The sequence below is a fragment of the Streptomyces sp. NPDC053541 genome (assembly GCF_044544705.1).
Taxonomy (GTDB): Bacteria; Actinomycetota; Actinomycetes; order Streptomycetales; family Streptomycetaceae; genus Streptomyces.
The window spans coordinates 138,212-151,860 of the sequence record NZ_JBITXM010000002.1; the positions used below are offsets into that span (position 1 = coordinate 138,212).

Here is a 13,649-nt window from a genome sequence, read left to right on the forward strand (position 1 = left end):
GTGGGGTGACGGGTCGGCGTGGCAGTGTGGCACGCATGTGCGGACGGTATGCGGCGAGCAGGAGCCCCGAGGAGCTGGCGGCGGCCTTCGGGGTCGAGAAGTGGGAGCCGGAGGAGACCCTGGCACCCGACTGGAACGTGGCTCCCACCAAGGAGGTCCACGTCATCCTGGACCGTCCTCTCAAAGACGCGGAATCGCGCCGCCCGGTTCGCCAGATGCGGGTCCTGAAATGGGGCCTCGTACCGTCCTGGGCCCCGGGCCCCGAGAACGCCGCCCGGATGATCAACGCCCGCGCCGAGACCCTGCACGAGAAGCCGTCCTTCAAGGAGGCCTTCGCCCGGCGCCGCTGCATCGTGCCGGCCGACGGGTATTACGAGTGGGTGACCGGCTCCGAGGAGCGCGAGCTGGAGGTCGAGGGCAAGCGGAAGCGGGCCCGCAAGCAGCCGTATTTCGTGACCCCCGCCGACGGCTCGGTCTTCGCGATGGCCGGGATCTACGAGTTCTGGCGCGACCGGACCCTGCCCGACGGCCACCCGCTGGCCTGGTGGGTGACCTGCTCGGTGGTCACCACCGAGGCCGAGACCGCGCCGCTGGGCGTCGCCCCGGCCGAGGGCCCGCGCGCGCTCGCCGACATCCACCCCCGGATGCCGCTGATGCTCACCCCTGACCGCTGGGACGCCTGGCTGGACCCGGCCCGCACCGGGCCGGACGCGCTGCGCCCGCTGCTCGACCCGCCGCCCGCCGGCCTGATGCGGGCCTATCCGGTGCCGACCGCCGTCAGCAACGTGCGCAACAACGGACCCGAACTGCTGAAGGAACTGGACGGCCCGGAGGAGGCGACCCTCTTCTGACCCTCCGCGGCTCGACCCCGCGGGGTCGACCCTCCGCGGTCGATCCGCGGCCGGCCCTCCGCCGCTCCGGCCGCCGGGCGCGGCAGGATGGGCACGTGACGAAGAGCGAGACCGTTCCGACCGCAGCCGGGGACGCCCGGATCACCTGGCACCCCGCCCGCAGGCCCTGGACCGTGCTCGCGGTGAGCCACGGCGCCGGCGGCGGCATCGAGGCCCGCGACCTGGTGGCGCTGGCCGCCGCGCTGCCCGCCGAGGGCGTCAGCGTCGCCCTGGTCGAGCAGCCCTGGCGGGTGGCCGGCAAGAAGGTCGCCCCCGCGCCGAAGACCCTCGACACCGGCTGGCGCGGACTGTGGCCCGCGCTCGCCGCCCCCGGCCTGCCGGTGATCGCCGGCGGCCGCAGCGCCGGCGCCCGGGTCGCCTGCCGCACCGCCGCCGAGCTCGGCGCGAGCGCCGTCCTCGCCCTCAGCTTCCCGCTGCACCCGCCGGGCCGGCCGGAGCGCTCCCGAGCTGACGAACTACGCGCCCCCGGCGTGCCGGTCCTCGTCGTGCAGGGCGGCAACGACCCCTTCGGGAAGCCGGACGAGTTCCCGGCCGGGCCGCACACCCTCGCCGAGGTGCCGCACGCCGACCACGGCTTCGCCGTCCCCAAGCGCGCCCCGATCACCCAGGACGAGGCCCTCGACGCCGTCGTGGCCGCCGTCACCGGGTGGCTCCCGTCACTGCGCTGACCACCCCGCGGGGGCCGGGAATGCCGGGCGGGGGAGTGCTGTTGTGACGGACATCGGTGCTTGGAGCAAAGGAAGAGGGAGTCCGTCGCATGGGTTCTGCCATCTGCCGTGAGCGCCCGCAGGCCACGGAGCTCGACTGGACCGTGCTGCCCGCGGCGCGGGTCGCCCCTGTCCGGGCGGCGGGCGGGGCCGTTCCTCGTCTATCCTCCGAAGCGAGCGGGTCCGCGTTCGGGTTCGCCGCAGCGCTGGAGGAGGTGGGTCCGGTCACTGGGACCGACACAGGGACCGACGACGGCCCCGAGGAGACGACCGAGGAGCGCAACGCGCGCTTCGAGCGGGACGCCCTCGGCTACCTCGACCAGATGTACTCGGCCGCGCTCCGCATGACGCGCAACCCCGCGGACGCCGAGGACCTGGTGCAGGAGACCTACGCGAAGGCGTACGGCTCCTTCCACCAGTTCCGCGAGGGCACGAACCTGAAGGCGTGGCTGTACCGCATCCTCACCAACACCTTCATCAACTCGTACCGCAAGAAGCAGCGCGAGCCCCAGCGCTCGGCCGCCGAGGAGATCGAGGACTGGCAGCTCGCCCGCGCCGAGTCGCACATGTCGACCGGACTGCGCTCCGCCGAGTCGCAGGCCCTCGACCACCTCCCCGACTCCGACGTGAAGGAAGCGCTGCAGGCGATCCCCGAGGAGTTCCGCATCGCCGTCTATCTGGCGGACGTCGAGGGCTTTGCGTACAAGGAGATCGCCGACATCATGGGGACACCCATCGGTACGGTGATGTCCCGACTGCACCGGGGCCGCCGCCAGCTGCGCGGCATGCTCGAGGACTACGCCCGCGACCGCGGGCTGGTACCCGCGGGCGCCGGAGAGTCGTCGCACGATCTGAAAGGCTCGGGCTCATGAGCTGCGGAGAGCCGCACGAGACGGACTGCTCGGAGATCCTGGACCATCTCTACGAGTTCCTCGACCGCGAGATGCCGGACAACGACTGCACCAAGTTCGAGGTGCACTTCGAGGAGTGCTCCCCGTGCCTGGAGAAGTACGGGCTCGAGCAGGCCGTGAAGAAGCTGGTCAAGCGCTGCTGCGGCAGTGACGACGTGCCGATCGACCTGCGCGCCAAGGTGATGGGCCGGATCGAGCTGATCCGCGAGGGCCATCTGCTCCCCGAGCAGGACGCCGCCGCACCCGCTCCGGCCACCCCGCAGGAGCAGTAGGCCGCACGGGCACACGGGAGGCCGGGCGAGGACGCGCCCGGCCTCCGCCGTACCCGCCCGCGGCGCGTCCGTCGGCCGCGCGGCCGTATCGGCTGATCGGCTTGTATCACCCGATGGTGCGAATCGCCCCCGGCCGCCGGTCGGCGCCCCGCCGACTCGCTAGCGTGGCGGGCGTGATGGGCGTGAAGGTCAATCCGCGGGGCAGGACCGTCCCGCTCGCGGCGCACGGCTTCGTCGGCTGCGCCGCGCTCGCCGCCGCCGCGGTCACCCTCCCCGCGTTACGCCCCGCCGCCGGCACCCCCTGGCCGACCGTGCTGCTGCTCGCCGCGCTCTACCCGCTGTGCGAACTGCCCGCCCGCTGCCGGCTCACCGGCGGCGCCCCGGGCGGCCGGGACGGCGGACCCGCTCCGCTCGGCACCGGCTCCTTCTTCCCCGTCCTCATCGCCGCCGCGCTGCTCCTGCCGCCCTCCGCCGCGGCGCTCACCGCGCTGCCCGGGGCCCTGCTCAGCCGGGTCGACCGCCCGCCCGTCGCCCTGCGCCGGGTCTGGCGGGCCGCCCAGCTCGCCCTCACCGTGGCGGCCGCGGCCGCCGTCGGCCGCACCCTGCGCTGCCCCGACTCCCTCGGACTCGGCCCGCAGACCCCCGACTTCCCCTACGTGCTGCTGCCGGCCGGGGCGACCGCCCTCACCTTCTGCCTGGTCCTGACCGCCCTCGACGGCGCCGTCCGGGCCGTCGCCGAACAGCTCCCCGGGCGCACCGCCTGGCACGGACTGCTCGGCCGGGCCCTCGCCCCGCACGCCGTCCACGGACTCGCCGGACTGATGATGGCGGTGCTGTGGCGCAGCGCGTACGGGCCGGTGGCCGCCCTGTTCGCGCTGCTGCCCGTGTACCTGTCCGGCTGGGGCTTCGCCCAGTACCACCGGGAACGCGCCGCCCACCAGGCCACCATCCGCGCCCTCGTCCAGGCCGTCGACATCAAGGACCGCTACACCCGCGGCCACAGCGAACGCGTCGGCCGCGCCTCCGTCCTCATCGCGCGGGAGCTCGGCATGGACGAACCCCGCCTGGAGGTCGTGCGCTTCGCCGGCATCCTGCACGACGTCGGCAAGCTCGGCGTGCCCACCCGGGTGCTCCGCAAGGACGGCCCGCTCACCCCCGAGGAACGCCGGATCATCGAACTCCACCCCGAGTACGGGCACGAGATGGTCCGCGGCATCGGGTTCCTCGGCGAGGCCCGCACGGCGATCCTGCACCACCACGAGCGCATGGACGGCTCCGGCTACCCGTACGGCCTCAAGGGGAACGAGATCCCCGAGTACGCGCGCGTGGTCGCCGTCGCCGACGCCTTCGACGCCATGACCTCCACCCGCTCCTACAGCCGCGCCCGGCCGGTCGGGACCGCGCTCGAAGAGCTGGAGCGGTGCGCCGGCAGCCACTTCGACCCGCGGATGGTCGCGGCCCTCGTCCGCGCCCTCGACCGGCACGGCTGGCAGACCGGCGTCACCGCCGACGAACCGGCCGTCCCGACCCCGCGCGGCCCCACGCCCGCCGCCGACCCCGTGCCCGCAGCCGACCCCGTGCCCGCCCCGCTCCAGGAGCCCGCGTGAGCGGCGGCCGGCGCCTCGTCGGCCTGGTCCACGGCGGCGCCCTGCTGCTCGCCCTCACCGCCCTCGCCGGCACCCTCTGGCACGGCCTCGACGAACCCGGCCACGCCCTCGCCTTCGGCGCCCTCATCGCCCTCGGGGAACTCACCCGCTGGGGCGCCCGGCCCGGCGAGAAGGAACCCGCCCCGCTGGCCGCAGCCGGCGCCCTCGCCTACGCGCTGCTCGGGCAGAGCGCCGGCCGGCCCACCACCCACGGCGTGCTCCAGACCGTCACCGTGGTCGTCGCCGCCGGCCTCGCAGGGACCGTCCCGCACATCGCCCGCGGCCACGGCCCCGACCGCGACCAGCTCGCCCGGCGGATCCTCACCGTCGGCTTCGCCGCCCTCTGCTTCCAGCCCCTCTACAACTCCGGAACCCTCACCGCCCTGATCGGCGACGGCCCCGGACACGCCCTCTTCCTGGTCCTCCTGCTGCTCCTCACCGCCCTCTGCGACGCCGTCCTCGCCGCCCTGCTGCGCCGTGCCCGTCACGGACACCCCTACGGGCCGCTGCTCCGCGACGAGCTGCGGGCCCTGCTCGGCATCGGCTCCGCCGTGTGCGCCACCGGGGCCGTGATGGCCCTCGGAGTGGCCGTCGCGGGACTGTGGGCGCTGCCCGTCTTCGCCGTACCGCTGCTGATCACCCAGGTCTCGCTGCGCCGCTGGGCCGCCGTGCGCACCACCAACCGGCAGACCATCGCCTCCCTCGCCCGCGCCACCGAGATCGCCGGCTGCACCCCGCCCGGGCACGCCCACCGGGTCGCCGCGCTCAGCCGGGCGGTCGGCCTGGAGCTCGGCCTGTCCGGGCCCGCGCTGACCGTCCTCGAACACGCGGCGCTCATGCACGACATCGGACAGCTCTCGCTGGTCGACCCGGTCGACGGCGGCGCCACCGCCCCGCTGCCGCCGGCCGAACAGCGCCGGATCGCCCTGCTCGGCGCCGCCGTGGTGCGCCAGACCGGGGTCCCCGAGGCCGTCGCCCGGATCGTCGAGCGGCAGGCCGACCCGTACCGCGAGCAGCCGCTGCCCGCCCGGATCGTGCGGGTCGTGAACGCCTACGACGACCTGGCCGGAGGCCGGACGGGCGGCGGTCTCGGCGCCCTGGAACGGCTCCGGCTCGGCACCGCCCGCGACTACCACCCCGAGGTCGTCGAGTCCCTCGCACGCGTTCTCGCCCGGGGCGGCGTCGCCCCAGCTCCTCCGGGGTAACCCATGGGTAATGAGCGCGCGTCCGACCGGGCATGGTTGGATGCGAACAAGAGGGTGTAGCGACCGGCAGGCGGGAATCGTGAGGATCTTCGGGAAGGTACGGCATCGGCCCTCCGCCTCGTGGCGGCAGGCCACCGACCGCGCGTTCACGCTGATCGGCGACGGCCGGTACGAGGACGCGGGCGCGCTGCTCACCCGCGCGGCGGACCTGGAGCCCTGGCTCTCCGAGTCCTGGTTCAACCTGGCCCTGCTGCACAAGTTCCGGCACGACTGGGAGCAGGCCCGGGCCGCCGGGCTGCGCGCCGTCGCCCTGCTCGACAAGGAGACCGGCGCCCCCGACTGGTGGAACGTGGGCATCGCCGCCACCGCCCTGCAGGACTGGCCGCTGGCCCGCCGCGCCTGGCAGGCCTACGGGCTCCGGGTGCCCGGGGCCGCCTCCGGCACCGGCGAGCCGGCCGGCATGGAGCTGGGCAGCGCGGCCGTGCGGCTCTCGCCGGAGGGCGAGGCCGAGGTCGTGTGGGGCCGCCGGCTCGACCCGGCCCGGATCGAGGTGCTGTCCATCCCGCTGCCGTCCTCGGGCCGCCGCTGGGGCGAGGTCGTGCTGCACGACGGCGTGCCCAACGGCGAGCGCACCACCAGCGCCGGCCCCTCCTACCCGGTCTTCGACGAGATCGAGCTGTGGGCGCCCTCCCCGGTGCCCACCTGGGTGGTCCTCCTGGAGGCCGCCACCGAGGCCGACCGGGACGCCCTGGAGCAGCTGGCCGCCGACGCGGGCTTCGCCGCCGAGGACTGGTCGTCCTCCGTGCGGCTGCTGTGCCGGGCCTGCTCCGAGTCGACCATGCCCAGCGCCGAGGGCGAGGGCGAGCACCTGGACCCGCACGACCACAGCGAGCCCGGCCACCCCGGCCCGCTGGGCCACCGCTCGCCCGGCGAGCTGTGGGTGCCGGAGCGCGAGTGCGGCATCGCCGCGCCCGCGGGCCTGGTCCGCGGACTGCTCGACGGCTGGGTCGCGGACAGCCCGGACAGCCGGGAATGGCGTGATCTGGAAGAAGTCTGCTGACCGCTGTTTGTAGGCTGTACCCCACAGTCACGACGGATCCCTCGGATCTCAGGAAGAAGGCGTACGGCGGACATGTCGCAGCAGGGCACTGAGCAGGAGCAGACGGGCGTGTACGCCGTGGACGACGAGGGCTACATCGTCGACACGGAGGACACCGAGGCCCGCGAGACCGCCCACCGCGAGCGCGGCACCTCGCGCCCCATCACGGTCGTGGGCAACCCCGTCCTGCACCGCGAGTGCAAGGACGTCACCTCGTTCGACGCCGAGCTGGCGTCGCTCATCGACGACATGTTCGCCAGCCAGCGCACCGCCGAGGGCGTCGGCCTCGCCGCCAACCAGATCGGCGTGGACCTGAAGGTCTTCGTGTACGACTGCATGGACGACGAGGGCAAGCGCCACGTCGGCCACGTGGTCAACCCGGTCCTGGTGGACCTGCCGGCCGAGCAGCGGCACCTGGACGACGGCAGCGAGGGCTGCCTGTCCGTGCCGACCGCCTACGCCGAGCTGCCCCGCCCGGACTACGCGGAGGTCACCGGCCAGGACATGCTCGGCAACCCGATCAAGGTCCGCGGCACCGGCTACTTCGCGCGCTGCCTCCAGCACGAGACCGACCACCTCTACGGCTTCCTCTACATCGACAAGCTGTCGAAGCGGGACCGCAAGGACGCCCTGCGCCAGATGGCCGAGGGCACCCCGCGCTACCCGGTGGTCCCGAACGAGTGACCTCGTCGCCGATGCGCGAAAGGGCCCCGCACCGTCACCGGTGCGGGGCCCTTCCTCGTGGGCGTACGGACTAGAAGTCCTCGTCCAGGTCCACCGAGCCCTCGACCGCCACCTGGTAGGCGGACGGGCGGCGCTCGAAGAAGTTGGTCAGCTCCTGGACGCCCTGGAGCTCCATGAAGGAGAACGGGTTCTCCGAGCCGTAGACCGGGGCGAAGCCGAGGCGGGTGAGGCGCTGGTCGGCGACGCACTGGAGGTACTCGCGCATCGACTCGGTGTTCATGCCCGGCAGGCCGTCACCGCACAGGTCGCGGCCGAACTGCAGCTCCGCCTCGACGGCCTCCTTCAGCATGTCGGTGACCTGCTGCCGGAGTTCGTCGTCGAAGAGCTCGGGCTCCTCCTTGCGGACGGTGTCCACGACCTCGAAGGCGAAGTTCATGTGCATCGTCTCGTCGCGGAACACCCAGTTGGTGCCGGTCGCCAGGCCGTGCAGCAGACCGCGGGACCGGAACCAGTAGACGTAGGCGAAGGCTCCGTAGAAGAACAGGCCCTCGATGCACGCGGCGAAGCAGATCAGGTTGAGCAGGAAGCGGCGGCGGTCGGCCTGCGTCTCCAGCCGGTCGATCTTCTCCACCGAGTCCATCCAGCGGAAGCAGAACTGCGCCTTCTCGCGGATGGAGGGGATGTTCTCGACGGCCGCGAAGGCCGCCGCCCGGTCGTCCGGGTCGGGCAGGTAGGTGTCGAGCAGCGTCAGATAGAACTGGACGTGCACGGCCTCCTCGAAGAGCTGGCGGCTCAGGTAGAGCCGCGCCTCCGGGGAGTTGATGTGCTTGTAGAGCGTCAGCACCAGGTTGTTGGCCACGATCGAGTCGCCGGTCGCGAAGAACGCGACGAGGCGGCCGATCATGTGCTGCTCGCCCGGGGTGAGCTTGGCGAGGTCGGCGACGTCCGAGTGGAGGTCGACCTCCTCGACGGTCCAGGTGTTCTTGATGGCGTCGCGGTAGCGCTCGTAGAAGTCCGGGTAGCGCATCGGACGCAGGGTCAGTTCGAAGCCCGGGTCGAGCAGGTTGTTCTTACGGCTGGTCACTGGCAGGCCTCGCAGGACTCGGGGTTTTCCAGGGAGCAGGCGACGGCGTCCGCGTCGGGGGCCGCCTGCTGGACGGGGAGGGTGGTCGCCTGGGCGGCGCGGGCGATCCGGGTCGCCGGGCGCGAGCGCAGGTAGTACGTGGTCTTCAGGCCCTGCTTCCAGGCGTACGCGTACATCGACGACAGCTTGCCGATGGTCGGCGTCTCCATGAACAGGTTCAGGGACTGCGACTGGTCGAGGAAGGGGGTGCGGGCGGCGGCCATGTCGATCAGGCCACGCTGCGGGATCTCCCAGGCGGTCCGGTACAGCTCGCGCACCTCGGCCGGGACCCAGCTGAAGCCGGCCACCGAGCCGTTGGACTCGCGCAGCGCCTCGCGGGTCTGCGCGTCCCACACGCCGAGCCGCTTGAGCTCGGCCACCAGGTAGGAGTTGACCTGGAGGAACTCGCCGGACAGCGTCTCGCGCTTGAAGAGGTTGGAGACCTGCGGCTCGATGCACTCGTAGACGCCGGCGATCGAGGCGATGGTGGCGGTCGGGGCGATGGCGAGGAGCAGGCTGTTGCGCATGCCGACGGCGGCGATCCGCTCGCGCAGCGCGGCCCAGCGCTCCGGCCAGGTCAGCTCGACGTCGTAGTGGTCGGGGTGCAGCACGCCCCGCGCGGTGCGGGTCCGGTCCCAGGCGGGGAGCGGTCCGTTGCGCTCGGCGAGGTCGGCGGAGGCCTCGTAGGCGGCCAGCATGATCCGCTCGGCGATCCGGGTGGAGAGCGCGCGGGCCTCGGCGGAGTCGAAGGGCAGCTTCAGCTGGAAGAAGACGTCCTGGAGGCCCATCGCGCCCAGGCCCACCGGGCGCCACTTGGCGTTGGAGCGGCCGGCCTGCTCGGTCGGGTAGAAGTTGATGTCGACGACCCGGTCGAGGAAGGTCACGGCGGTGCGGACGGTCGCGTCCAGCCGGTCCCAGTCGAGCTCGCCGGTCTCCGGGAGCACGAAGGCGCCGAGGTTGACCGAGCCGAGGTTGCAGACGGCGGTCTCGCCGTCGTCGGTGACCTCGATGATCTCGGTGCAGAGGTTCGAGGAGTGCACGACGGTGCCGGGCTCGGCGGTCTGGTTGGCGGTGCGGTTGGAGGCGTCCTTGAAGGTCATCCAGCCGTTGCCGGTCTGCGCGAGGGTGCGCATCATGCGCCCGTAGAGGTCCCGGGCCGGCATGGTCTTGCGGGCCAGGCCCGCCGCCTCGGCCTTGCGGTAGGCGGCGTCGAACTCCTCGCCGTACAGGTCGACCAGCTCGGGCACGTCGGCCGGGGAGAACAGCGACCACTCGGCGTCCGCGTTGACCCGGCGCATGAACTCGTCCGGGATCCAGTGCGCCAGGTTGAGGTTGTGGGTGCGGCGGGCGTCCTCGCCGGTGTTGTCGCGGAGCTCCAGGAACTCCTCGATGTCGGCGTGCCAGGTCTCCAGGTAGACGGCGGCGGCGCCCTTGCGGCGGCCGCCCTGGTTCACGGCGGCGACGGAGGCGTCGAGGGTCTTCAGGAACGGCACGATGCCGTTGGAGTGCCCGTTGGTGCCGCGGATCAGCGAACCGCGGGCGCGGATCCGGGAGTAGGAGAGGCCGATGCCGCCGGCGTGCTTGGAGAGGCGGGCGACCTGGTGGTAGCGGTCGTAGATGGAGTCCAGCTCGTCCAGCGGGGAGTCGAGCAGGTAGCAGGACGACATCTGCGGGTGGCGGGTGCCGGAGTTGAAGAGCGTGGGGGAGGACGGCAGGTAGTCGAGCCGGCTCATCAGCCCGTACAGCGCGGTGACCTCGTCGAGCGCGCGGACCGACTCGTCCTCGGCGAGGCCGCAGGCGACCCGGAGCATGAAGTGCTGCGGGGTCTCGACGACCTGGCGGGTGATCGGGTGGCGCAGCAGGTAGCGCGAGTAGAGCGTCCGCAGGCCGAAGTAGCCGAAGCGGTCGTCGGCGGCCGGGTCGATCGTCGCGTCGAGGCGCTCCGCGTGCCGCGCGACGAACTCGGCGGTGCGGTCGGCGATGAGGCCCTCGCGGTGGCCGACGGCGACGGAGGCGGAGAAGGAGACGGCGCCCTGGCCGGCCGCCTCCTCGGCGATCGTGAGCGTCAGGAGCCGGGCGGCGAGCCGGGAGTACGCCGGGTCCTCGGCGATCAGGCCGGCGGCGGCCTCCGTGGCGAGCCCGCGCAGTTCCGCCTCGTCCGAGCCGGGGTGCCGGCCGCGCAGCGCGGCGGCGGCGACCTTGCCCGGGTCGGTGTCCGGGAGGTCGGCGGTCAGCTCGGTCAGGGTCCGCAGGAGTACGGTCCCGGGGCCGTCGTTCTCGATCGCTGCGGCCGGATCGGCGGGCGCGATGGTCACGTGGGGGCTCTCCCTCGCTCGGCTCGGGGCCAGGGCGGGGAGGCGGGAACGGGCGGCCACGGGCAGGGCGGCGCCGCGTCCACCGGCCCATTCCGCGAGGCCCGGACGTCTGTGGCACCCGGACCGGACGGACCGGGCGCGCTGTCGGCAGGTCTTCGGACTCACCCGGACGCGAAACACGCGAAAGCACACCGTTGCGGGACAGTTCCGGATTTCCACCGGATTCCCCTGCGGCGACAGCGAGGAAGAGCATACATGTGGGGGGCGCCGCCGAATGCGCCCCCCACATGTTGTGTCGCTCAGAGTTCGAGGGCGTAGGCGAGGAGCGTGAAGTCGTGGTCGGGGAGCGGCTTCCAGTCCCGTTCGGGGGCGCGGACGAAGCCGAGCCGTCCGTAGACGCGGTGCGCGGTGCCCATGGTCGGCTGGGTGGAGAGCACGAGCCGGCGGATGCCGTCGAGGGCCCGCGCCCGCTCGACGCAGGCCCGCACCAGGGCCTCGCCGACGCCCCGGCCGCGCGCCGCGTGGGCGACCGCCAGCATCCGGAACTCGGCCTCGTCCGGCTCCGCGATGTCGGCCCACGCGCCGCTGCCGGTGGTGAAGGTCACGCCGCCGAGCACCGTGCCGTCGGTGTCCACCGCGACCAGCACCTCGGCCTCGGCGGCCCGGCGCGCCACGTCCCGCAGCAGGTGCGCGTAGTCGTCGTCCTCGCCGAAGGCCAGGAAGCCGTCGGCGAGATAGGCGTGTGCGGTGAGCTCGCCGAGGGCCTCGTACTCCTCGGGGCGCACTGCTCTGATCGTGAAGTCCATGGCAGGCAGTCTGCCCCGGACACGGCTCCGCCCGCCTCCGGGAATCCCGGGGGCGGGCGGAGCCGGTGCACGACGGTGCCGGGGCCGGTCCGGGGTCAGTGACCGGCGGCGCCGACCTTCGGCAGCTCGGTGACGACGCCCGCGTCACCGGCGTCGGCGGTGTAGTCCTCCGGCGAGGTCTCGTCGACGCCCTCGGGGGCCTTGACGGCCTTCAGGACGAAGGTGAGGACCACGGTGACGAGCACGTTGAGCACGAAGGCGGTGAGGCCGATGTAGCCGATCTCGCCGATGCCCGGGATCTCGGCGGAGGAGCCGCCGAAGTGCTTCTGGGTGGGGCTCGCGACGCCGTACGCGGCGGCCGTGCCGTACACCATGCCGACCGCCCAGCCGGCGAGCAGCGCCCAGCGGTGCATCCACCGGGTGAACAGACCGCCGACCAGGGCCGGGAAGGTCTGCAGGATCCAGATGCCGCCGAGCAGCTGGAAGTTGATGGCGACGGTCTTGTCCATGGTGAGGACGAAGACCAGCGCGCCGACCTTCACCAGCAGCGAGACCAGCTTGGAGACCTTGGTCTCCTGCGCGGCGGTCGCGTCGGGCTTGATGAAGTCCTTGTAGATGTTGCGGGTGAAGAGGTTGGCCGCGGCGATCGACATGATCGCGGCCGGCACGAGCGCGCCGATGCCGATGGCGGCGAAGGCCACGCCCGCGAACCAGTCCGGGAACATGTTCTCGAAGAGCTGCGGGATGGCGAGCTGTCCGTTGGTCACCTTCACACCGGCGGCGATCGCCATGAAGCCGAGCAGCGCGAGCAGGCCCAGCATCAGCGAGTACAGCGGCAGGATGGTGGTGTTGCGGCGGATCACCTCACGGCTCTTGGAGGACAGCGTCGCGGTGATCGAGTGCGGGTACATGAACAGCGCGAGCGCCGAGCCGAGCGCCAGCGTCGCGTACGTCCACTGGCCCGCCTCGCCGGGCACCAGGGCGCCCTTGGGCTTGCCGGTCGCGGGGTTGACCGTCTGGTAGGCCTCGGCAGCCTTGCCGAAGATCTCGTCGAAGCCGCCCAGCTTGATCGGGATGTAGATGATCGCCACCGCGATGACGAGGTAGATCAGGGTGTCCTTGACGAAGGCGATGAGCGCCGGGGCGCGCAGACCCGAGGAGTAGGTGTACGCGGCGAGCACGCCGAAGGCGATGAGCAGCGGCAGGTCCTTGACGAACCAGTTGGTGTTCTCGCCGCCGCCGACGCCCATCACGTCCAGGACGGCCTGGATGCCGACCAGCTGGAGCGCGATGTACGGCATGGTGGCGAGGATGCCGGTGACCGCGACCGCGAGCGACAGGCCCTTGGAGCCGAAGCGCCCGCGGACGAAGTCGGAGGTGGTCACGTAGCCGTGCTTGTGCGAGACCGACCACAGGCGCGGCAGGAAGGTGAAGATCAGAGGGTAGACCAGGATGGTGTACGGCACGGCGAAGAAGCCGGCCGCCCCCGCCGCGTAGATCGCCGCCGGGACGGCGACGAAGGTGTACGCGGTGTAGAGGTCGCCACCGAGCAGGAACCAGGTGATCCAGGTGCCGAACGATCTGCCGCCCAGGCCCCATTCGTCGAGGCTGTGCTCGTTCTCGGCCTTGCGCCAGCGCGCGGCCAGGAAGCCCATGACCGTGACGGCCAGGAAGAAGAAGACGAAGACGCCGAGCGCGACGCCGTTCACGCCGTCCTTCACTGCGACGCACCCCCCTTGCGGGCGCGCTGGTCACGCTGCCACAGCTTGTAGGCGACCATGGTGAGCCCGGTCGAGATCACGACCCAGAGCATCTGGTACCAGTAGAAGAACGGGACGCCGACGAAGGTGGGCTCCACCTTCGCGTACGAGCTCACCCAGAGCATCGCGACGAACGGCGCGAAGAGACAGAGCGCGATCACCACTCTCATCGGGGTGATGACCGATTGTTTCCCTTGTGTCGCTTGTGAC

General features: G+C 72.5%; 13 protein-coding genes and 1 riboswitch. Of the genes, 8 read left to right on the forward strand and 5 right to left on the reverse strand.

Annotated elements, in window-relative coordinates:
* The first annotated feature begins 35 nt into the window (after positions 1-35).
* From ACIGW2_RS04765 to def, 8 genes are all read left to right on the forward strand, one after another.
* Positions 36-851 carry an SOS response-associated peptidase gene (locus ACIGW2_RS04765; RefSeq protein ID WP_391656212.1) on the forward strand — a complete coding sequence of 272 codons (816 nt, stop codon included), beginning with the start codon at positions 36-38 and terminating at the stop codon, positions 849-851.
* A gap of 95 nt (positions 852-946) precedes the next feature.
* Positions 947-1,579 carry an alpha/beta family hydrolase gene (locus ACIGW2_RS04770; RefSeq protein WP_391656211.1) on the forward strand — a complete coding sequence of 211 codons (633 nt, stop codon included), beginning with the start codon at positions 947-949 and terminating at the stop codon, positions 1,577-1,579.
* Positions 1,580-1,833: 254 nt separating this feature from the next.
* Positions 1,834-2,490: a sigma-70 family RNA polymerase sigma factor gene (locus ACIGW2_RS04775; RefSeq protein WP_356072227.1), complete on the forward strand. Its 657-nt coding sequence runs from the start codon at positions 1,834-1,836 to the stop codon at positions 2,488-2,490.
* Complete coding sequence (gene rsrA / locus ACIGW2_RS04780; RefSeq protein WP_391656210.1) at positions 2,487-2,801, forward strand: mycothiol system anti-sigma-R factor; 315 nt, start codon at positions 2,487-2,489, stop codon at positions 2,799-2,801. The genes ACIGW2_RS04775 and rsrA overlap by 4 nt, the downstream gene beginning before the upstream one ends.
* 176 nt (positions 2,802-2,977) lie before the next feature.
* Positions 2,978-4,408: an HD-GYP domain-containing protein gene (locus tag ACIGW2_RS04785; RefSeq protein ID WP_399841685.1), complete on the forward strand. Its 1,431-nt coding sequence runs from the start codon at positions 2,978-2,980 to the stop codon at positions 4,406-4,408.
* Positions 4,405-5,652, forward strand: coding sequence for an HD-GYP domain-containing protein (locus ACIGW2_RS04790; RefSeq protein WP_391656209.1), 1,248 nt, complete (start codon positions 4,405-4,407; stop codon positions 5,650-5,652). Before ACIGW2_RS04785 ends, ACIGW2_RS04790 begins: the two co-directional genes overlap by 4 nt.
* 79 nt (positions 5,653-5,731) lie before the next feature.
* Complete coding sequence (locus ACIGW2_RS04795) at positions 5,732-6,712, forward strand: hypothetical protein (RefSeq protein ID WP_265866586.1); 981 nt, start codon at positions 5,732-5,734, stop codon at positions 6,710-6,712.
* 72 nt (positions 6,713-6,784) lie between these two features.
* Positions 6,785-7,435 (forward strand): peptide deformylase, encoded by a 651-nt coding sequence (gene def, locus ACIGW2_RS04800; protein ID WP_361579285.1) that lies wholly within the window; start codon positions 6,785-6,787, stop codon positions 7,433-7,435.
* A gap of 70 nt (positions 7,436-7,505) precedes the next feature.
* Here def and ACIGW2_RS04805 read toward each other — a convergent pair whose 3' ends face one another.
* The 5 genes from ACIGW2_RS04805 to ACIGW2_RS04825 all read right to left on the reverse strand — a co-directional run bounded on the left by ACIGW2_RS04805 (position 7,506) and on the right by ACIGW2_RS04825 (position 13,609).
* Positions 7,506-8,462, reverse strand: a complete 957-nt coding sequence (locus tag ACIGW2_RS04805; RefSeq protein ID WP_391656282.1) for a ribonucleotide-diphosphate reductase subunit beta — start codon at positions 8,460-8,462, stop codon at positions 7,506-7,508.
* 53 nt (positions 8,463-8,515) lie between these two features.
* Positions 8,516-10,873, reverse strand: a complete 2,358-nt coding sequence (locus ACIGW2_RS04810; protein ID WP_399841080.1) for a ribonucleoside-diphosphate reductase subunit alpha — start codon at positions 10,871-10,873, stop codon at positions 8,516-8,518.
* A 128-nt stretch (positions 10,874-11,001) separates the two neighbouring features.
* Positions 11,002-11,163, reverse strand: a riboswitch (cobalamin riboswitch).
* Between the two features lie 9 nt (positions 11,164-11,172).
* On the reverse strand, positions 11,173-11,679 hold the full coding sequence (locus ACIGW2_RS04815; RefSeq protein ID WP_391656207.1) for a GNAT family N-acetyltransferase: 507 nt from the start codon (positions 11,677-11,679) through the stop codon (positions 11,173-11,175).
* Positions 11,680-11,774: 95 nt separating this feature from the next.
* Positions 11,775-13,400: a monocarboxylate uptake permease MctP gene (gene mctP, locus ACIGW2_RS04820; RefSeq protein ID WP_361579291.1), complete on the reverse strand. Its 1,626-nt coding sequence runs from the start codon at positions 13,398-13,400 to the stop codon at positions 11,775-11,777.
* Entirely contained in the window at positions 13,397-13,609 is a 213-nt protein-coding gene (locus ACIGW2_RS04825) for a DUF3311 domain-containing protein (protein ID WP_391656205.1), read from the reverse strand. The genes mctP and ACIGW2_RS04825 overlap by 4 nt, the downstream gene beginning before the upstream one ends.
* Between the last annotated feature and the right edge of the window lie 40 nt (positions 13,610-13,649).

What these genes read in the sequence shown, in the direction of transcription:
- ACIGW2_RS04765 (WP_391656212.1), top strand. Translation starts at nt 36, where the DNA reads ATGTGCGGACGGTATGCGGCGAGCAGGAGCCCCGAGGAGCTGGCGGCG.
- rsrA (WP_391656210.1), top strand. Translation starts at nt 2,487, where the DNA reads ATGAGCTGCGGAGAGCCGCACGAGACGGACTGCTCGGAGATCCTGGAC.
- ACIGW2_RS04785 (WP_399841685.1), top strand. Translation starts at nt 2,978, where the DNA reads ATGGGCGTGAAGGTCAATCCGCGGGGCAGGACCGTCCCGCTCGCGGCG.
- def (WP_361579285.1), top strand. Translation starts at nt 6,785, where the DNA reads ATGTCGCAGCAGGGCACTGAGCAGGAGCAGACGGGCGTGTACGCCGTG.
- ACIGW2_RS04805 (WP_391656282.1), bottom strand. Translation starts at nt 8,462, where the DNA reads ATGCGCTACCCGGACTTCTACGAGCGCTACCGCGACGCCATCAAGAAC.
- ACIGW2_RS04815 (WP_391656207.1), bottom strand. Translation starts at nt 11,679, where the DNA reads ATGGACTTCACGATCAGAGCAGTGCGCCCCGAGGAGTACGAGGCCCTC.
- ACIGW2_RS04825 (WP_391656205.1), bottom strand. Translation starts at nt 13,609, where the DNA reads ATGAGAGTGGTGATCGCGCTCTGTCTCTTCGCGCCGTTCGTCGCGATG.